Source organism: [Clostridium] citroniae WAL-17108 (genome assembly GCF_000233455.1).
Classification (GTDB): Bacteria; Bacillota; Clostridia; order Lachnospirales; family Lachnospiraceae; genus Enterocloster; species Enterocloster citroniae.
In genome coordinates, this window is sequence record NZ_JH376432.1 from 47,273 (window position 1) to 65,470 (window position 18,198).

Here is an 18,198-nt window from a genome sequence, read left to right on the forward strand (position 1 = left end):
CAAATGAATTGTGGATAATGTGGATAACTTGGGGATAACTTTGTGAATAGCTTGGGGATACTGCGTGGACAACCCTATGGTTCCCCTGCCTGGCCCTCCACCAGGTCTCTCATCACGTTTTCCACCGTATCAATGGTTTCCGCCCTGTAGGCATTGCTGCCGCAGAACAGCAGGGCATGTTCCGTGTCCCCCTCAGCTGCATTTACAAGGGCCATGGTGATACAGTATGGAATGGTCCTGATATCACAGTGCTCCAGACACTGGAAGCAGGATTTGATGGCCGGGCGGTCTCCGTCCTTGATCCGTCTCAGGAAGGGGTTCATAATCGCCCTTCCCGGCATTCCCACCGGGCTCTTGGTAATGACAATATCTTCCTTCTTTGCCTGGATATACGCCTGTTTGTAGGCATCTGAGGCATCACATTCCTCAGTGGTCACAAACCTGGTGCCCACCTGGACTCCTTCGGCGCCCAGCTCAAACTGGTGCATCACATCCTCATGGGTATAGATACCCCCTGCCGTCACCACAGGAATATGGCGGTTGTATTTGGCCTCATACTCCCTTACCACCTTGATCACTGCCTTTACTTCCTCATCATAGGCATCCCTGTCATAGGTGGCTGGTACATCGGCGGTGTCCGCCCCATATCCGGTAAGCTGGTCCAGGGAAAAGCCCAGATGACCGCCTGCCAGAGGTCCTTCCACCACCACCAGGTCCGGAGCCACATGGCATTTCCTGTCCCACATCTTACAGATGACCATGGCCGACTTGGCGGACGAGACAATGGGGGCCAGTTTGATGCGGCGCTCCGGCATAGGCCGGCCGCTTTGTTCCATCTCAGCATAAGCCGACTCCACGTGTTCCGGAAGGGATACCGGAAGTCCCGCTCCGGAGATAATGATATCAGCCCCTGCCTTCACAGCCTCCTTGACCCACATGTCATAATGTTTGGTTGCAACCATGATATTAAAGCCAATGACACCCTGGGGCGCGATCTCCCTTGCCAGCTTCATCTCCCGGCGGATTGCCCTTACATTGGCTTCCACAAAATTAGTAGTAAAATCAGGTTCCCTAAATCCAATCTGGGCTGAGGAAATGATCCCCACACCCCCGGCTTTTGCAACTGCTCCTGCCAGGTTGTGCAGACTGATCCCTACTCCCATTCCCCCCTGAATAACAGGCTTTGGGGCTACTAAATCCCCGATTACCAACGGCTTTAATTCACTCATTACATTCTCCTAAATCTCTGATACCTGTGTTCTGCTAACTCTTCCCCCGACATGGCAAGGTAACTTTCAAAGAACTCTGCCATGGCGCTGTCCATAAACTCGGCAACACGGTAAAGATTATCTGCACAGACAGGCTCTTCCTCTGGTACGATCCTCTCAATCAGCCCCAGTTTCTTAAGATCCTGGGCAGTCACCTTCATGACCTTGGCTGCATCCGGCGCCTTCTTGCTGTCCTTATAAAGGATGGAGGCAAAACCTTCCGGTGAAAGGATGGAATAAATGGCATTTTCCAGCATCCACACCTCATCGGCCACGGCCATTGCAAGCGCTCCGCCGCTTCCCCCCTCTCCAATGACAACAGAGAGGACCGGCACCTTCAGATCCGACATCTCAAACAGGTTCCGGGCAATGGCCTCGCCCTGTCCCCGCTCCTCTGCTTCCAGTCCGCAAAATGCTCCTGGCGTATCCACAAAACAGATAATGGGGCGTCCGAAGGTCTCCGCCTGTTTCATCAGACGCAGCGCTTTCCGGTACCCGTCCGGAGACGGCATGCCGAAATTCCGCTTCAGATTCTCCTTGGTGTTCTTGCCCTTCTGCTGACCGATCACCGTTACAGGCATACCGTGGAACATGGCGATCCCGCCCATGACCGCACCGTCATCGCCAAAATAGCGGTCACCGTGGAATTCTATAAACTCGTCAAATATGGCATTGATATAATCCGCTGCCACTGGACGGTCCGACTTTCTTGAAAGCAGAACTGTATCCCAGGCTGTTTTTCCACTGTCGCCACTGTTTTCCATGGACTTATCCACGCCAACATGGTTCCGGTCCACAGGAATCTGGATATTCATCTTGTGGCTGCGGTGCATGTAGAGGATCTGTCCGATCACCCTCTTCTGGTCCTCCCGCTCCACGATCTTATCAACAAATCCATGGTCTAACAAAAACTCAGAGCGCTGGAACCCTTCGGGAAGCTTCTGTCCAATGGTCTGCTCAATTACCCTTGGCCCGGCAAATCCAATCAGAGCATGAGGCTCTGCCAGGATGATGTCGCCCAGCATGGCAAAGCTGGCAGTCACCCCGCCCGTGGTGGGATCCGTAAGCACGCTGATAAAGAGCTGTCCCGCATCGTGATGCCGCTTTAAGGCAGCCGAAGTCTTGGCCATCTGCATCAGGGACACAATCCCTTCCTGCATCCTGGCTCCGCCTGAACATGCAAAGATGATAACAGGCAGCTTCTCTTTGGTTGCGCGCTCCACCGCATCGGTTATTTTCTCACCCACCACATGGCCCATGCTGCTCATGATAAAGCGTGCGTCACACACACCGATCACAGCCGGATTTCCATCGATCAGGCCTTTTCCGGTAACAATGGCTTCATTCAGCCTGCTCTTTTCCCTGGCTGCCAGAACCTTCTTCTCGTACCCCGGGAACTCCAGGGGATTGGAAAAGGGCATCTCCTTGTTCCACTCCTCAAACGTCCCTTCGTCCACAAGCATCTCAATCCTGCGGTATGCATGGACACGGAAATAGCCGCTGCACTTGGGACATACGTAATAATTATTCTTTACATCCTCCACGTAAATCGGCTGACCGCATTTATTGCACTTGCGCCACAAACCCTCAGGGATCACCGGCTCCTCGCCGGGACCGCCTGTCTGCTTGTATTTCGTATCTATCTTTGTATATGTCTTTTTAAACATATTCCGCAACATAGGCATTTCCTTTCTGATTGCGCTCAGATCTTAGAGTTCCTTCATTATTTCACATAGTCCGGGAAGTGCTTTTCAATAAAGCTTGTATCCGTATCCCCTTCCTGGAATGCTTCATTTTCCAGAATCTCATACTGGAAATTAATATTTGTCTCTATGCCTTCAATGACCACCTCGCCCAGGGCGCTGCGCATCTTGGCAATGGCGGACTCCCGGTCTTTATCATATACGATCAGCTTCATCAGCATGGAATCGTAATTGGCCGGAACCTTGTAGTCACTGTAGATATGGGTATCCACCCTGACACCGTTACCGCCCGGTATATGGACATTGGTGATCAGGCCGGGACAGGGCATAAAATTCTTAGACGGATTCTCAGCATTGATACGGCACTCAATGGCATGGCCTGTGATGGTCACATCCTTCTGGCTCACACTTAAGAGCTCACCTGCCGCCACACGGATCTGCTCCTTGATCAGGTCCATGCCTGTGACCATCTCAGTCACAGGATGCTCCACCTGGATCCTGGTGTTCATTTCCATAAAATAAAAATTCCTGTCCTTATCCAGGAGAAATTCAATGGTGCCGGCATTTTCATATCCAACCGCCTTGGCGGCGCGGACAGCGGTCTCCCCCATCCGGCCTCTCAGATCTGCTGAGATGACATCGCAGGGAGCTTCCTCCAGCACCTTCTGATGGCGCCTTTGGATGGAGCAGTCACGCTCTCCCAGATGGACCACATTGCCGTGTTTATCCGCCATGATCTGGAACTCCACATGCCTTGGCTTTTCAATGTATTTCTCAATATACATGGTGTCATCGGAAAACCCCTTAACAGACTCCATCTGGGCCGCGTTAAAAAGCTCTGTGAAATCCTCTGCGCTGCGGGAAATACGCATGCCTTTTCCACCCCCGCCCGAGGATGCCTTGATCATAACCGGGAAGCCGATGTCCTTTGCCATGGCAAGGCCGTCCTCTGCTGCGTGTACCGGCTCTTTGCTGCCAGGCACCACCGGAACCCCCGCCTCCATCATGGTTTTACGGGCTTCCGACTTGTTTCCCATCTTGCTTATGATTTCAGCCGAGGGTCCGATAAAGGTGATGTTGCACTCAGCGCACAGCTTGGCAAACCTGGCATTCTCCGAAAGAAAGCCAAACCCCGGATGAATGGCATCCGCTTTCATGGCCACGGTTGCTGCCAGGATCCTCTCCATGTTCAGATAGCTCTGGCCTGAGACAGCCGGTCCGATACAGATGGCCTCATCTGCCAGCAATGTATGGAGACAGTCCCTGTCCGCCTCAGAATATACCGCCACGGTCCGGATCCCCATCTCACGGCAGGCCCGGATGATGCGCACTGCGATCTCACCTCTATTGGCGATCAAAATCTTATTAAACATCGGTATTCTCCCTCGATTCCCAAACTTTTTAATCTTTACTGTCCAACCATAAAGGTAAGTTCTGCGCTTACAGCCAGCTTGCCGTCCACAGTCGCAGTGGCTTTTCCTATGCCTACAGGACCCTTCTGCTTAATGATCTCGCACTCCAGCTTCACCTTGTCCCCAGGCACCACCTTGCGCTTAAACTTGGCCTTGTCAATGCCGCCAAAGTAAGCCACCTTTCCCTTAAATCCTTCCTGGGACAGGATCGCCACCGCGCCGGTCTGAGCCAGGGCCTCCACCAGCAGCACCCCCGGCATGACCGGTTCCTGGGGAAAATGGCCCTTAAAAAATGACTCGTCATAGGTCACACATTTATATCCAACCGCGCGTACGCCCGGTTCCAGTTCCTCAATACAGTCGATCAAAAGAAACGGATGTCTGTGAGGTATGATCTCCTGGATTTCTTTTACTCCCATTAACATAACTGTTTCCTCCTGATCATTTAATCCTGAACAGCGGCTGGCCGTACTCCACCACTTCCTCGTTGTTTGCAAGGATGGCTTCCACCACGCCGTCATACTCGCTTTCAATTTCGTTCATCAGCTTCATGGCCTCTATAATACCAAGAACCTGGCCTTTCTTCACCGTATCGCCCACTTTTACAAACGCGTCCGCATCCGGTGAGGAGGAGGCATAAAAGGTTCCCACAAGAGGAGAAGTGATCACCTTATCAGAGCCGATGTCCACCCCAGCCGCCAGGGCGGGCGCTTCCTGAGCCGGCACCGGGCAAACGCCGGTTCCTGCTGCCATTGCCGTGTTGATCATCCGGACTGACGCCTGATCCATGGAGGGAGCAGAAACCGTAAGGATCTGCGGCTGCTCCTTTTTACATTTCAGGGAAAGCTTCATATTGCCTTCTTCCAGCTCAAAGCTGGTCAGCTTATTCTCAGACACCGCCTGGATCAGCTGAATGATTTCATCTATATTCATAGCATTTCTCCTCCTATTATTCGCTGAATTTCCTGACGATCAGGCTGGCATTGTGTCCGCCAAAGCCCAGGGAATTGCTGATGGCAACATCCACATCCATGGCAACGCCGTCTCCCGCCGTATAATCCAGGTCGCACCCTTCTCCCGGTTTTTCCAGGCCAACGGTTGCATGTACGTATCCGTCCTCGATGGACTTGACGCAGGTAATGAATTCCACGCCGCCTGCTGCGCCCAGAAGATGGCCCACCATGGATTTTGTGGAGTTTATCTTTACTTTTCCGGCATGGTCTCCCAGTGCCAGCTTGATAGCCTTTGTCTCAAACAGGTCATTGTGATGAGTGCTGGTTCCATGGGCGTTGACATAGTCAATATCTTCAGGCTGAATTCCTGCGTCCTTAATGGCATTCTCCATGGCGCGGGCCGCACCGCTTCCGTCCTCTGCCGGGGAGGTGATGTGGTATGCGTCACAGGTTGCACCGTAACCCACTACCTCGGCCAGGATATTGGCCCCCCGGGCCTTTGCGTGGTCTAAGGATTCCAGAACCACAACACCTGCGCCCTCGCCCATAACAAAACCGTTGCGGTCCTCGTCAAACGGGATGGACGCGCGCTTTGGATCATCCGTTGTATTGAGAGCGGTCAGAGAGGTGAATCCGGCAATACCAATGGGGGTAATGCTGGCCTCGGCGCCGCCTGCCACCATCACATCGGCCTCGCCGTACTGGATGGAGCGGAATGCCTCGCCGATGGAATGGGTGCCTGTGGCACAGGCTGTGACCACGTTAAAGCACTTTCCCTTTAATCCAAACTGGATGGCAACATTGCCGGCCGCCATATTGCTGATCATAAGAGGCACCAGAAGAGGGTTCACACGGCTGGGTCCCTTTTCCAGCAGCTTCTGTACATCCTTTTCCATGGCCTGGAGGGATCCGATCCCGGAACCCACACACACGCCCACGCGGTATGGATCTTCCTTTTCCATATCAATTCCGGAATGCTCCAGGGCTTCCTTGGAAGCGGCCACCGCAAACTGGGAAAATGCCTCCATACGGCGCGCGGCCTTGGCGTCCATGTAATCCTTGGCATTAAATCCCTTTACTTCAGCCGCCAGCTTACATTTATAATCGGTTGTGTCAAAATATGTGATAGGGGCAATTCCCACGGTCTTATCCTTCAGTCCCTGCCAAAAACTTTCCACGTCATTGCCAATGGGGGTAATGGCGCCCATACCGGTAACTACTACTCTTGTTTTCATACGCTCACACTCCTGTTCTGCTCTACATTGCCATGCCGCCGTCTACACAGAGAACCTGGCCGGTTATATACTTTGCCTCATCGGAAGCCAGGAATGCTACTGCATTAGCAATATCCTGTGTCTCCCCAAATTTCTTCATGGGGATCTTCTCAGTGGCTGCTTCCTTTACACTGTCACTTAACACATCCGTCATCTCGGTGACGATAAAACCGGGAGCCACGGCATTCACCGTGATTCCCCTGCTTGCAAGCTCCCTTGCAGCGGATTTGGTGATGCCGATCACCCCTGCCTTGGCCGCACAGTAATTGGCCTGGCCCGCGTTGCCCAGAACACCGGAAACAGAAGACATATTGATGATCCTTCCGGACTTCTGTTTTAGCATCTGGCGGGCAATATGCTTGATGCAGTTGAACACACCCTTTAAATTGGTGTTGACGACCGCGTCAAAATCCTCCTCGGACATCTTCATCAGCAGGTTATCCCTGGTGATCCCGGCATTGTTTACCAGGATATCCAGACGTCCGTGCCTGGACACAATGTCCGCCAGCATCTGTCCGCAGGCCTCAAAGTCGGAAACATTACACTGCAGCGCCTCTGCCTTGCCTCCTGCGGCCTCAATCTCTTTTACCACTTCCTCCGCCTTTGCGGCAGAGCCATTATAATTTACAATTACCGTAGCACCCTTTGCTCCCAGGGTCAGGGCTACCTGGCGTCCTATGCCGCGGCTGGCGCCTGTTACAAGTGCAATCTTTCCTTCCAGCATCTTGGTCCTCCTTTTATTGTAATGCTTTCGCTTATTGTAAAGCTTCCGTTTATTGCAATGCTTCCACTACCTTGTCTATATCTTCCAGCTTTTCCACGTTCAGGGTTCTTACTTCCCTGCTGATCTTTTTCATGAATCCGGCCAGCGTTCTGCCCGGTCCGATCTCGATAAATGTATCCACCCCGTCAGCGATCATGGCTTCCACGCTCTGCTGCCATCTGACAGAGGATGATACCTGCCTGGTGAGCAGTTCCTTTACCGGCTCTGCCGTTGTCACAAACTCTGCGTTTACATTTGCTACATAAGGGATCCGGGGTGCATGGATCTCCACTCCCTCCAGTACCTTAGCCAGCTTCCCGCCGGCCTCCGCCAGCATACCCGAATGGAAGGGGCCGCTGACATTCAGCATAAGGGCACGCTTTGCTCCCGCTGCTTTCAGCTCTTCACATGCCTCCTCCACGGCTGCCTTTTTGCCGGAGATCACGATCTGGCCCGGGCAGTTGTAATTGGCGATCCACACGCCCTCCATGGCTCCTGTGACCGCCTCAATGGCGGACGCGTCCAGTGCCAGGATCGCTGCCATGGCGCCTTCCCCCACGGGAACGGCTTCCTGCATCAGGATCCCTCTCTGGCGCACGGTGCGGATGGCGTCTTCCGCGCTCATCACACCGGAGGCGGCCAGCGCACAATATTCTCCCAGGCTCAGTCCGGCAGCAACATCCGGCTTGATCCCTCTTTCCTCCAGCACTTCCATCATGGCAATGCTGGTGGTAACCATGGCCGCCTGGGTATATTCCGTGATATCCAGTCTGTCATTCTGTTCAAAACACAGCTGCGGCATGGAAAAGCCCAGAAGCTCCGATGCTTTGTCAAACACCCTTTTGCCAGTCTCTGTCTGCTCATAAAAATCCTTGCCCATGCCGCAGGTCTGTGCTCCCTGTCCCGGGAAAATAAATGCGATTCTGCTCATCCTCTTACTCCTTTATTGTAAACGCTGCTGTTATTGACTAATCCCTTTGCAGAAGCTTGGCTGCCTCCGCCATCATCTCATCGATCATTTCCTTGCAGGTCTGCTCCTTGGAGATCATACCCGCGATCTGTCCTGCCATCACGGTTCCGTTTATAACGTCACCTTCCTGTACTGCCTCCCTAAGCTTGCCCAGTGTCAGGTACTCCAGCTCCTCAAAGGACTTGCCTTCCTGCTCCAGCTTGATGTACTCCCTTGTCATCTGGTTTCTCAGTCCCCTTACAGGATGTCCATGGCTGCGCCCCGTAACGGTTGAGTCAATGTCCTTTGCCTTGATGATGCGCTGCTTGTAATTCTCATGTACAATGGATTCCTTGGCAACCACAAACCTGGTGCCCATCTGCACAGCCTCTGCGCCCAGCATAAAGGCTGCCGCGATCCCTCTTCCGTCTCCAATTCCACCTGCCGCAATCACGGGAATAGATACCGCGTCCACCACTTGGGGGACCAGGGTCATGGTGGTCTGCTCACCTATGTGTCCGCCGGATTCCATGCCCTCTGCAACTACTGCCACTGCTCCGTATTTCTCCATACGGCGTGCCTGGGCAACGGACGCGACCACGGTGATCACCTTGATCCCGGCTTCCTTCCACATTTCCATATATTTTTCAGGATTTCCGGCTCCGGTGACAACCACCTTGATGCCTTCCTCCACAACAACCCTTGCCACATCATCCGCATGAGGGCTTAAGAGCATTACATTGACCCCAAATGGCTTTTTGGTCAGTTCCCTTGCCTTGCGGATCTCATCACGAACCACCTCTCCCGGTGCATTGGCTCCGCCGATCAGCCCAAAACCGCCTGCTTCCGATACAGCTGCCGCCAGATTATGTTCTGCTACCCAGGCCATGCCGCCCTGAATAATAGGATATTCAACTCCTAACATTTCTGTAATTCTCGTCTTCATTGTTCTACCTCCAGTTCTACATTCCTGAGCTTCCATTATGAATGAAACAGCGTGCTTCAGTAGTATCCACACGCCGTTGTCTTCTTTCATATCTATCTGTTTTTATGCCTCTACGCCTTTAGCCTTTAAGTAGTTCATAACCTCGCCCACTGTTGTCAGCTGCTCTAAGTCCTCAGCAGGGATCTCTACAGAATACTCATCCTCCAAGGCCATAACAAGCTCAAACAGGTCAAGGGAGTCGGCTCCTAAGTCCTCTTTAAAGGAAGATGCCTCTGTTACAGTTTCTGCCTCCACGCTCAACTGTTCTGCAATGATCTCTTTCATTTTCTCTAACATGGTTGTTGTTCTCCTTTTACATTTTCATATTTTTATATTTTATTATTATATTTTTACCATTTTTTGCTAACACTAGTACCCTACCACTCTAAAAGTGTAGCTCCCCAGGTAAGACCTGCTCCAAAGCCTGAGAATACGATCTTATCCCCGGCCTCCAGCATGCCCTTCCTGTTTATCTCATCCAAAAGAAGGGGTACGGATGCGCCCGAGGTGTTGCCGTAGTGCTCCATATTCACAGGGAAACGGTCCACGCTGACTTTTAAGCGCTTGGCAATGGACTCTATGATCCGGTAGTTGGCCTGATGGATCACAAAATATTTCACCTGTTCCGCTGCCACACCGCTGTCATCCAGCACCTGCCTGATGCACTCCGGTACTTTCTTTACAGCAAACTTAAATACTTCCTGGCCGTCCATGGTCATATATCCCAGCTCCGGCTTTTTTCCCATAAGGAAATTTCCGTTGGTCCTGGATCCACAGGTGAGCACTCCGCCCTTGGTACCGTCTGAATGCATATTCATTCCCAGTATCCCGGTGCTGTCTGCCTTTACCACCACAGCTCCTGCGCCATCTCCAAACAGCACGCATGTGTTCCTGTCTGTCCAGTCGGTCAGTTTGCTGAGTACATCCGATCCAATCACCAGCGCTGTTTTAGAAAGGCCGCTGCTGATAAATGCATGGGCGGTATTCAGTGCAAATACAAATCCGGTGCAGGCCGCGCTGATATCATAGCAGGCTGCATTAACCGCCCCGATCATGCCCTGAACCTCGCAGGCCCCATTGGGGAAACAGTAATCCGGTGAGGAGGTTCCCAGAAGAATCAGGTCTATCTCCTCCGGCTTTACGCCAGACTGCTTTAATGCTTCCTGTGCCGCGCAGGCCGCCATATGGGAGGTACTATCGGCTGTTGCAATCCTTCTTGCACCGATACCCGTGCGGCTGCGGATCCATTCATCACTGGTCTCCACAATCTTTGCAAGGTCGCCGTTGGTCACTATCTGCTCCGGTACATATGAACCGGTTCCTATGATTCTTGTTGTCATTCTTCTTACCCGTCCCGAATCCTTCCAGCAATAAGCGGACTCTCGCCTTCCTTTTTTGTCTCCATAACGGAAATACTTTGAACATCAAAGTAATACTACAGGAAAGATATCTATTTGTCAAGAAATATTTTTTGTCGCTTTTTGCAAAGTTTACTGCACTTTGCCATTTCTTACCATTTCTAACATTTACATATATTGACTTTCATTACTAAATTTGGTAAGTTTAATTTGTAAAAGGGGATAAATCTTTATATAAGGGGGTTGAAAATCATGAAGACTACAGGTGTTATTCGTAAACTGGATGAGCTTGGCAGAATCACTCTTCCCATTGAATTAAGAAGAAGTCTGGATCTGGACGTTAAGGATGGCCTGGAAATTACGGTCCAGGACGACTGTATCATCCTCAAGAAAGCGGAATGTGCCGATATCTTTACCGGCAGTACCGATGAACTGCTTGAATACGAAGGTAAGAAGGTTTCCAAACAGTCCGTTATCGCCCTGGCTAAGCTGGCCGGCCTGAATGTGGCTGAGTAAAACAAATCTACATAGAAAGAACCCACGGCATCCCTTAAAAGGGAGGATAGCCATGGGTTCTTTCTTATATTAATGTGTTTTATTAACAGGTTTCATTTTTAGCTTACATCGCCCCCATAAGACTGGGCAGGAAAAGCACCAACTGAGGTACAAAGGACAATATAAGGACAACAATGATCAATGTTATGATATATGGTACCATTGCTTTTGATATGGATTCCACCTTTACCCCTGAAACACCAGATAATACATAAAGCACCATCCCAACCGGAGGCGTAAGCAATCCGATCATTACATTAACCGTCATAAGTACTCCAAAATGGACCAAATTCATACCATAAGAACTCATAAGAGGTACCAATATCGGTGTTAAAATAATAATTGATGCAGTACCATCCATAAACATTCCCACTATAAGGAACAGCAGATTAACCAATAAGATTGCTGCAATTTTGTTGGGTACAATGGATGATATTGCTGCTGCCGCATGTACAGGTATCTGTTCTACCGTAAGGATCCAGCCAAACACACAACTTGCCGATGCGATCAGCATAACCATTGCCGTTGTCTTTACTGTTTCATCTATTATGGACGGGATATCTGATACTTTGATGTTGTGTGTGGCAAATGAAACGATTAGTGAATAAACCGCTGCCACCACCGCCGCCTCTGTCGGTGTACATACCCCGGACACAATGCCTCCTATTAATATGACCGGGGCCAAAAGCCCCCAAAAGGAATGGGAAAAACAGTTGGCAATTTCTTTTATTCCTGCCCGGGGATGCGGTTCGTACCCCCGCTTCTTAGCCTGAAACCATACTACAACAGCCATTGCAAAGGCCATACATAATCCCGGAACAACTCCGGCCATAAACAAGGACCCAATAGATACACCAGCGATCACCCCATACATGACAAAGGGTACACTTGGCGGGATCACTGGTCCAATACAACTGGAGGCCCCGGTAATGGCCAGTGAAAAGTCATCGTCATATCCGGCACTTTTCATGGCTTTTAATTCAATGGCACCCAGACCACCTGTATCTGCAATAGCGCTCCCTGACATTCCCGCGAATATGACCGATGCCAATATGTTGGCATGTCCCATTCCCCCTCGGATATGTCCCACCAGTTTATCAGCAAACCCAAAAATTTGCTCCGTTATGCCGCTGTGATTCATTACCGCTCCGGCAAACATAAAAAAGGGTACCGCCATCATGGAAAATGAATCTCCCACTGTCATGGTCATTTTCTGTATGATTATGTTCAGAGATGCTCCCGATGATAAAAAATACGCCAATGACCCCAGCAAAAGCGAAAAACCAATGGGCATTCCAAACGCCATAAGGACTATTAATACCGCTGCCATTGCTGCCATTACCCGCACACCTCCTTTTCCGGTGTTCCTTTTACTATAAGGATTGTCTGAAGCAACATATGGATAACGATCAGTGTATATCCCACAGGAACAGCGGCAAATACACAGCTCATTGGAATCTGCATACATCCTGATAGAAGACCTGACTGCTTTCTTACGTACTGGAAAGCATGGGGCAACATATAAATGAGTGCCGCTGCCACCAGAAGATTACACACAATTTTGACTCCCTTCCGCACCATAGACGGCATACGATCCGTAACCAGAGTGACTGCCACATGCTTGTCCTGGGTCACGCAATATGCTGATCCGATAAACACAAGCCACACATAAACATATCTTGCAAATTCCTCACTCCACAGCAAGGGGCTGTTGAAAAGGTAGCGCATGACAATCTGTGCCGTGACTACCGCCATCATGGAACAGAAGATAACCGATGTGACTAAACGCTCTCCATACTCCATTTTGCGGATGATTCTTTTAACTAATTTTTCCATAATAATGTTCCTTTACCCAATTGAAATATTCTTTCTACTGCGCCAGATTCTGTATTTCAGAATATAACTTTGGATCATCCGCACTGAGCTTTTCTGCCACTGGTGCCAGTGCCTCTCTGAAGGCATTGTCATCTACTTCAACCAATTCAATTCCATTTTCCTCCTGGTAGCATTTCATAAACCTTTCCTCCTCCTGGTTCGTCTGCTCATTAGCCCAGGATGCCGCATGGTGGATGGCATCCAAAAGAATCTGCTGGTTTTCCTGCGTCAGTTTATCCAGACAGCTCTGTGATACAAGGGTGAAAGTGACCTCACGGGCGTGGTTTGTAAGCATCAATTCCTTACATAATTCCTGTATATTCCACGCTGAGAAACCGGATAAGGTGTGTTCTGCGCCATCGACTACCCCTTGTTGCATTGCAAGATACTGCTCTGTGGCTGCCATTGGTGTTGCCGCCGCCCCCAACCCATTAACCGTGGCAATGATAGAAGGCATATCCGGGCATCGTATCTTAGCCCCTGCAAATTCTGCCGGTGTGGCTGCTTTTAATCCTGTTGTAATAACATACCTGGCCCCCATTGTTTGAGTTCCACACACAATCGCCCCCAGATGTTCGCTCGCCTGTTTGAATAAATCCGCCTCCACATCACTTCCTATAAATTTCTCAAAATGCTCATAGCTCCCAAACAGATAGGGGGCCTGAAATACGTTAAATGCCGGATAACGTTTTCCCAATTCTCCGGAACCAGTGTTACACATATCAATACTCCCATCCAGGACATTAGTATCCACATCGCTTTCATTTCCCAACTGGCTGGAATCATACACAACAACATGGACTTTTCCTCCAGTCTTTTCCTCCACCTCGTCAGCCATCTTCTGAAATGCCTGTACATAAACAGTTCCCGGTGTGGACGTTGTACTGTACTGAAGCGTGACTTCTTTCTGCTCAGATTCGGCTGTTTTTCCATCCGCCTCTGTCACCTTGGCTGGTTCCGTCATCTTGGCTGGTTCAGAACCTGCACCAGAGGTCTCCGCCTTATTTGTAGAGGAGGCACACCCGGTTACCATAGCTGCTGATACTATAAGCGATATGGCTATTGAGCAAAAAAACTTTGATTTTTTCATATTTATATTTTCCTTTCCTTATGACTTTAAATATTGATCAAAAAATGCATAAATTTTATCTGTATTTTCTGGAGTCCTAAAAAATTCCTCCGCATGGTCCACCTGCGAAAACAGCTCCAATGTAACCTTATCCGGTCCGATCATACGTTCCAATTTATCGGCAAATAATATACTCTGCTGAAAGGGAACTACGGTGTCCGCCAATCCGTGCTGGATAAAAAAAGGCGGACAGTCTTTTGTGATATAATTCTCTGGATTGGCCAGTTCACACAAATGCGGAACCTTACAGGGAGCCTTCCCCAGCAGCATGCCGCCCATAGACTCATCATTCGTACATGCCTCATTAGGATCCATTCCATACTGCCTATGCTGATGTTCCAGCTTTAAAATGTCGATGATTGGATACAGGGCTACTACACACTGGACAGCGGAGCTCTCCTGTGGATTTCCCATATTAAGGTCTTCCAGCTGGGGCACCGTGGCACCTGTACCTGCCAGCGAAGCCAGATGCGCTCCCGCAGATAATCCCCACAAGCCGATTTTTTCCGGATTCATGTGATAGAGAGAAGCATTGGCCCTGATATAACGGATCGCTGCTTTGATATCATATATCTGTATGGGAAACCGCCCATGGACACTCCAGGTATACTGTAGTGACACCACTGCATATCCCCTCTTAAGCCCCTGGAGCACCGGCTTGATCTTCAGTGAACTTTTTGCTCCGTAATACCACCCTCCTCCATGAATGTCCACAATTACAGGAAACGGGCCTTTCCCCTGTTCCGGCAAATAAATGTCCATTACCTCATCTTCTGTGCACTCTGCATATCTGACATTTAAAAATTTTCGATGCAGCTCCGGAGTCTCCAAAACAGATGCTGTTTCTTCACTCTCGATTAAAACCATATTGTTGTCTCCTTGCATATTGAACTTATATAACTTCAGGGCCGGCCAGCCAATGAATTTGTATAAATTAATTATATTTAATTCACCATTTTTAGACAATATACACACTGTTTTCTTTTTCCATCTAATAATGTGCACTCTGCATAGTTTCAAGCATCCCCTGGTGTCCCCCCTACAGCTTGAAAGTTTATTTTATACATGTTACTATATGTTCAAAATGGCTTTAAACATTTGGAGGTTACAGCTTGAACGCTTACGAAATGGCCCATGTATCCCAGAAATTTGTTCAATATCTTCAGGGGGCTCTGGCAGAGCATGGAATCAACCTGAATATAACCAACCAACGCGGAATGATCATTGCCAGTTCCTGCGAGGATTCCATTAAAAAGTTCTGTGAACCCGCATTTCGGGCCATTGATAAAAACCAGACCGTTCTCGTTTCCTGTAATGATTCTCCTGAATTCTCCAATGCTCGGGAGGGGATCTACATTCCTCTGCATCACGGACAAAACCTTCTGGGGGCGCTGGGACTGGAAGGAAACCTCCAACAGGCATTCTCTCTTAAATCCATGTGCCTGCTGACTGCAAAATCTTTTTTTGAAATGGAGTTCTATAAAGAGTCCTACTGGGGAAAATTGGATCAGAGAAATATTTTCACTAAAATCCTTCTGTACTGCGAGGAAGATCCATTTCCTTCCGAGGTGCACCATATCACAGAAAAATTCAACATTGACACTACGCTGGTCCGCATCCCTATACTTTTCATTCTCAGATATAATGAGTTAAGTGAAGATAAATTGATTACGGAATTCAAAAAGAATCCCTCCCATACAAGTCAGGATATCATATGCATCACCCGCGGGCAAAACGCCGTAGTCTTCCGGGCATTGTCCCAGGATCCATCCCTGGCGGTCTCCCAGTACCGGGAGTCTGTGGATACCTATATCAAAAATGCCCAGCAATTAAGCATCAACAATGGGCAGCCCTTTATCTGTACCATTGGTTCCCTGCAAAATAAACTGCTGAATTACCACAGGGCTTTCCGGCATACGCTATGGGTGTGTAATAATTGTGCAGATGTAACCTATGAACATGAAACAATGACTTACTATTTTTATGATTACGTATTTGAATATATACAGAGTCAAATTAATATGGAAGAAACCTCTATGATTTTTAATGTGTTTTCTGAAGTCCTGCTGAACAGGGAATGGGATTCCTTCTCCCGAAACATGGGCTCATTGCTCCATAATAATATGAACATTTCCCAAAGCGCTAAGGATTTATACCTGCATCGCAATACGCTGATTAACTGGATCAACCGGTATAAGCAGCTATTCGGGGTGGATCCTGTCAATGATAACGTTGGGCGAGAATTTACCCAGCAATTGTACCACTTTTATACCCATTCCTTGACACAATAAATTTTCTTTCCATAATACAAATTGCCGGGTCCTAAACCCGGCAATTAAACATAAGCCCTACAAAAGCTGCTGGTACACATCCCTCTTACTGATCCCCCGGTCCCCGGCCACTGACTTCATGGCCTCCTTCTTATCCTGTCCCATGGATATATAATGGTCCATATGTTCCTCTATGGACATTTCCTCCCAAGTCCTGATCCGTTCCTGCTTAAGCTCCTGAGGGGATTTTCCTTCTATTACGATCACACATTCCCCCTTTGGCTCCTCCTGTCCGTAGACTGACAGGGCCTCCTCAAAGGTAGTTCTGAAGGCAGTCTCAAATTTCTTGGTCAGCTCCCTGAGAATGGTTATCCTCCTGTTCCCCAACGTCCCGTATAGGTCATCCAGTGTTTTCACCAGATGATGGGGCGCTTCATATATAATGATGGTCCGGGTCTCATCCTTTAGCTCCTTAAGAATCCTGAGCCGTTCCTTCTTATCACTCTTCTCAGCGGGCAGGAATGCCTCAAAACAAAACCGCCTTGTGGACAGACCCGACATGGTAAGGGCCGTGACACAGGCCGCAGGCCCTGGAAGGGATGTGACCTCAACCCCCGCCTCATAGCACTGGCGCACCAGCTCCTCCCCGGGATCCGATATGCCGGGGGTTCCTGCATCGGTGATCAGTGCAATGTTCACCCCTGACTGCAGCTGTTCCACCAGATACCTGGCTTTATCCACCTTGTTATACTCATGATAACTGGTCATAGGTGTCCTAATCTCAAAATGGTTCAGAAGCTTGATGCTGTGGCGGGTATCCTCTGCCGCGATCAGATCCACTTCCTTTAATGTTCTGAGTACCCTGAAGGTAATGTCCTCCAGGTTGCCGATGGGCGTTGCACACAGATATAACTTGCCTGCCATAAGCCGCTCCCTTCTATTACTATAGTGTTATAATGTCCGGCCTCAATATCCATAAGTGGTGCGTATCTCCCGGGAGTACTCCCCCTCCCGGTCAAACACGATCACCGGCGGCTCCACCTTTAAAAGAGCTCCGCCGCCCCTCACCGCCTCAATGAGCACCATATTGGCCTCCCGGTCCACATACGGGTGGACCATCTTCATCCGCTTTGGCTCCAGCCCATGCTGCTTCATGGTCTGGATGATCTCGATCAGGCGCCTGGGCCTGTGGACCATATAGAACCGTCCTCCCGGCTTCAAAAGCCTGGTCCCCTCCCGCACCACGTCATCCAGGGTGCACTTGACCTCATGCCGCGCAATGGCCTTGGCATCCCCGGGATTCTTAAGCCCATGGGCATCATTCATATAGGGCGGGTTGGATGTGACCACATCAAAAGAGGCCAGGGCAAATAGACCGCCGGCCTCCACAATGTCTCCCGTGACAATCTCCACCTTATCCTCCAGATGGTTGTATCGAACGCTGCGCCTGGCCATATCCGCAGATTCTTCCTGAATCTCCAGCCCTGTAAAATGCTCTCCCTCTGTCTTTGCAGTTAAAAGGATGGGGATGATGCCTGTCCCTGTTCCCAGGTCCAGCACCCGCTCCCCCTTTTTTACCACTGCAAATCCTGATAAAAGCACTGCATCCATACCAAAACAAAAAGCGCCTTTTCTCTGGATAATACCATAATGATTCCTCTGCAGGTCATCGATGCGCTCATCATCCCGAAGCATCACCGGGCC

At 49.8% G+C, this 18,198-nt stretch carries 19 protein-coding genes; 2 read left to right on the plus strand and 17 right to left on the minus strand.

Annotated features, from left to right (window positions below; all coding sequences use genetic code 11):
- Positions 1 to 74: 74 nt before the first annotated feature.
- From HMPREF9469_RS28040 to HMPREF9469_RS28090, 11 genes are all read right to left on the minus strand, one after another.
- Positions 75 to 1,229 carry an NAD(P)H-dependent flavin oxidoreductase gene (locus HMPREF9469_RS28040; protein ID WP_007870488.1) on the minus strand — a complete coding sequence of 385 codons (1,155 nt, stop codon included), beginning with the start codon at positions 1,227 to 1,229 and terminating at the stop codon, positions 75 to 77.
- Complete coding sequence (locus HMPREF9469_RS28045) at positions 1,229 to 2,947, minus strand: acetyl-CoA carboxylase carboxyl transferase subunit (RefSeq protein ID WP_007870491.1); 1,719 nt, start codon at positions 2,945 to 2,947, stop codon at positions 1,229 to 1,231. The genes HMPREF9469_RS28040 and HMPREF9469_RS28045 overlap by 1 nt, the downstream gene beginning before the upstream one ends.
- Positions 2,948 to 2,991: 44 nt before the next feature.
- Positions 2,992 to 4,344, minus strand: coding sequence for an acetyl-CoA carboxylase biotin carboxylase subunit (locus HMPREF9469_RS28050; protein WP_007870493.1), 1,353 nt, complete (start codon positions 4,342 to 4,344; stop codon positions 2,992 to 2,994).
- A 35-nt stretch (positions 4,345 to 4,379) separates the two neighbouring features.
- The gene (gene fabZ / locus HMPREF9469_RS28055; RefSeq protein ID WP_007870495.1) at positions 4,380 to 4,808 is read right to left on the minus strand and encodes a 3-hydroxyacyl-ACP dehydratase FabZ; all 429 of its coding nucleotides are present in this window, start codon (positions 4,806 to 4,808) and stop codon (positions 4,380 to 4,382) included.
- A gap of 16 nt (positions 4,809 to 4,824) precedes the next feature.
- Positions 4,825 to 5,316: an acetyl-CoA carboxylase biotin carboxyl carrier protein gene (accB, locus tag HMPREF9469_RS28060; RefSeq protein WP_007870498.1), complete on the minus strand. Its 492-nt coding sequence runs from the start codon at positions 5,314 to 5,316 to the stop codon at positions 4,825 to 4,827.
- A gap of 16 nt (positions 5,317 to 5,332) precedes the next feature.
- The gene (gene fabF / locus HMPREF9469_RS28065; protein WP_007870500.1) at positions 5,333 to 6,571 is read right to left on the minus strand and encodes a beta-ketoacyl-ACP synthase II; all 1,239 of its coding nucleotides are present in this window, start codon (positions 6,569 to 6,571) and stop codon (positions 5,333 to 5,335) included.
- A 22-nt stretch (positions 6,572 to 6,593) separates the two neighbouring features.
- Complete coding sequence (gene fabG, locus HMPREF9469_RS28070; RefSeq protein WP_007870502.1) at positions 6,594 to 7,334, minus strand: 3-oxoacyl-[acyl-carrier-protein] reductase; 741 nt, start codon at positions 7,332 to 7,334, stop codon at positions 6,594 to 6,596.
- 49 nt (positions 7,335 to 7,383) lie between these two features.
- Positions 7,384 to 8,304, minus strand: coding sequence for an ACP S-malonyltransferase (fabD, locus tag HMPREF9469_RS28075; RefSeq protein ID WP_007870506.1), 921 nt, complete (start codon positions 8,302 to 8,304; stop codon positions 7,384 to 7,386).
- Positions 8,305 to 8,341: 37 nt separating this feature from the next.
- The gene (gene fabK / locus HMPREF9469_RS28080) at positions 8,342 to 9,304 is read right to left on the minus strand and encodes an enoyl-[acyl-carrier-protein] reductase FabK (protein ID WP_082174007.1); all 963 of its coding nucleotides are present in this window, start codon (positions 9,302 to 9,304) and stop codon (positions 8,342 to 8,344) included.
- 66 nt (positions 9,305 to 9,370) lie between these two features.
- Positions 9,371 to 9,604, minus strand: a complete 234-nt coding sequence (gene acpP, locus HMPREF9469_RS28085) for an acyl carrier protein (protein ID WP_007870511.1) — start codon at positions 9,602 to 9,604, stop codon at positions 9,371 to 9,373.
- A gap of 80 nt (positions 9,605 to 9,684) precedes the next feature.
- Entirely contained in the window at positions 9,685 to 10,647 is a 963-nt protein-coding gene (locus tag HMPREF9469_RS28090) for a beta-ketoacyl-ACP synthase III (protein ID WP_007870513.1), read from the minus strand.
- 270 nt (positions 10,648 to 10,917) lie between these two features.
- On the opposite strand from HMPREF9469_RS28090, the gene HMPREF9469_RS28095 reads away from it, so the two are divergent.
- On the plus strand, positions 10,918 to 11,181 hold the full coding sequence (locus HMPREF9469_RS28095; protein WP_007870516.1) for an AbrB/MazE/SpoVT family DNA-binding domain-containing protein: 264 nt from the start codon (positions 10,918 to 10,920) through the stop codon (positions 11,179 to 11,181).
- Positions 11,182 to 11,284: 103 nt separating this feature from the next.
- Here HMPREF9469_RS28095 and HMPREF9469_RS28100 read toward each other — a convergent pair whose 3' ends face one another.
- Genes HMPREF9469_RS28100 through HMPREF9469_RS28115 form a run of 4 tightly spaced genes read right to left on the minus strand, consistent with a single transcriptional unit; the run spans position 11,285 to position 15,091 of the window.
- Positions 11,285 to 12,559, minus strand: a complete 1,275-nt coding sequence (locus tag HMPREF9469_RS28100; RefSeq protein WP_007870521.1) for a TRAP transporter large permease — start codon at positions 12,557 to 12,559, stop codon at positions 11,285 to 11,287.
- Entirely contained in the window at positions 12,559 to 13,056 is a 498-nt protein-coding gene (locus HMPREF9469_RS28105) for a TRAP transporter small permease (RefSeq protein ID WP_007870524.1), read from the minus strand. Before HMPREF9469_RS28105 ends, HMPREF9469_RS28100 begins: the two co-directional genes overlap by 1 nt.
- Positions 13,057 to 13,090: 34 nt before the next feature.
- Positions 13,091 to 14,185, minus strand: coding sequence for a sialic acid TRAP transporter substrate-binding protein SiaP (locus HMPREF9469_RS28110; RefSeq protein ID WP_007870527.1), 1,095 nt, complete (start codon positions 14,183 to 14,185; stop codon positions 13,091 to 13,093).
- 18 nt (positions 14,186 to 14,203) lie between these two features.
- The gene (locus HMPREF9469_RS28115) at positions 14,204 to 15,091 is read right to left on the minus strand and encodes an alpha/beta hydrolase (protein WP_007870537.1); all 888 of its coding nucleotides are present in this window, start codon (positions 15,089 to 15,091) and stop codon (positions 14,204 to 14,206) included.
- Positions 15,092 to 15,336: 245 nt separating this feature from the next.
- On the opposite strand from HMPREF9469_RS28115, the gene HMPREF9469_RS28120 reads away from it, so the two are divergent.
- A complete protein-coding gene (locus tag HMPREF9469_RS28120; RefSeq protein WP_007870539.1) occupies positions 15,337 to 16,515 on the plus strand; it encodes a sugar diacid recognition domain-containing protein in 1,179 nt (392 codons plus the stop codon).
- A 57-nt stretch (positions 16,516 to 16,572) separates the two neighbouring features.
- Here the strand turns inward: HMPREF9469_RS28120 and rsmI are convergent, their stop codons facing one another.
- Both rsmI and HMPREF9469_RS28130 read right to left on the minus strand, forming a co-directional pair.
- Positions 16,573 to 17,418: a 16S rRNA (cytidine(1402)-2'-O)-methyltransferase gene (gene rsmI / locus HMPREF9469_RS28125; protein WP_007870541.1), complete on the minus strand. Its 846-nt coding sequence runs from the start codon at positions 17,416 to 17,418 to the stop codon at positions 16,573 to 16,575.
- Positions 17,419 to 17,460: 42 nt separating this feature from the next.
- Positions 17,461 to 18,189, minus strand: a complete 729-nt coding sequence (locus tag HMPREF9469_RS28130) for a tRNA1(Val) (adenine(37)-N6)-methyltransferase (RefSeq protein ID WP_048931083.1) — start codon at positions 18,187 to 18,189, stop codon at positions 17,461 to 17,463.
- Positions 18,190 to 18,198: the final 9 nt, after the last annotated feature.

Coding starts and splice junctions, on each gene's coding strand:
- fabD (WP_007870506.1), bottom strand. CDS start 8,304: ATGAGCAGAATCGCATTTATTTTCCCGGGACAGGGAGCACAGACCTGC.
- HMPREF9469_RS28130 (WP_048931083.1), bottom strand. CDS start 18,189: ATGCTTCGGGATGATGAGCGCATCGATGACCTGCAGAGGAATCATTAT.
- fabZ (WP_007870495.1), bottom strand. CDS start 4,808: ATGTTAATGGGAGTAAAAGAAATCCAGGAGATCATACCTCACAGACAT.
- HMPREF9469_RS28045 (WP_007870491.1), bottom strand. CDS start 2,947: ATGTTGCGGAATATGTTTAAAAAGACATATACAAAGATAGATACGAAA.
- acpP (WP_007870511.1), bottom strand. CDS start 9,604: ATGTTAGAGAAAATGAAAGAGATCATTGCAGAACAGTTGAGCGTGGAG.
- HMPREF9469_RS28090 (WP_007870513.1), bottom strand. CDS start 10,647: ATGACAACAAGAATCATAGGAACCGGTTCATATGTACCGGAGCAGATA.
- accB (WP_007870498.1), bottom strand. CDS start 5,316: ATGAATATAGATGAAATCATTCAGCTGATCCAGGCGGTGTCTGAGAAT.
- fabF (WP_007870500.1), bottom strand. CDS start 6,571: ATGAAAACAAGAGTAGTAGTTACCGGTATGGGCGCCATTACCCCCATT.
- HMPREF9469_RS28110 (WP_007870527.1), bottom strand. CDS start 14,185: ATGAAAAAATCAAAGTTTTTTTGCTCAATAGCCATATCGCTTATAGTA.
- HMPREF9469_RS28105 (WP_007870524.1), bottom strand. CDS start 13,056: ATGGAAAAATTAGTTAAAAGAATCATCCGCAAAATGGAGTATGGAGAG.
- fabK (WP_082174007.1), bottom strand. CDS start 9,304: ATGGAAGCTCAGGAATGTAGAACTGGAGGTAGAACAATGAAGACGAGA.
- rsmI (WP_007870541.1), bottom strand. CDS start 17,418: ATGGCAGGCAAGTTATATCTGTGTGCAACGCCCATCGGCAACCTGGAG.
- HMPREF9469_RS28050 (WP_007870493.1), bottom strand. CDS start 4,344: ATGTTTAATAAGATTTTGATCGCCAATAGAGGTGAGATCGCAGTGCGC.
- HMPREF9469_RS28040 (WP_007870488.1), bottom strand. CDS start 1,229: ATGAGTGAATTAAAGCCGTTGGTAATCGGGGATTTAGTAGCCCCAAAG.
- HMPREF9469_RS28095 (WP_007870516.1), top strand. CDS start 10,918: ATGAAGACTACAGGTGTTATTCGTAAACTGGATGAGCTTGGCAGAATC.
- HMPREF9469_RS28115 (WP_007870537.1), bottom strand. CDS start 15,091: ATGGTTTTAATCGAGAGTGAAGAAACAGCATCTGTTTTGGAGACTCCG.
- HMPREF9469_RS28100 (WP_007870521.1), bottom strand. CDS start 12,559: ATGGCAGCAATGGCAGCGGTATTAATAGTCCTTATGGCGTTTGGAATG.
- fabG (WP_007870502.1), bottom strand. CDS start 7,334: ATGCTGGAAGGAAAGATTGCACTTGTAACAGGCGCCAGCCGCGGCATA.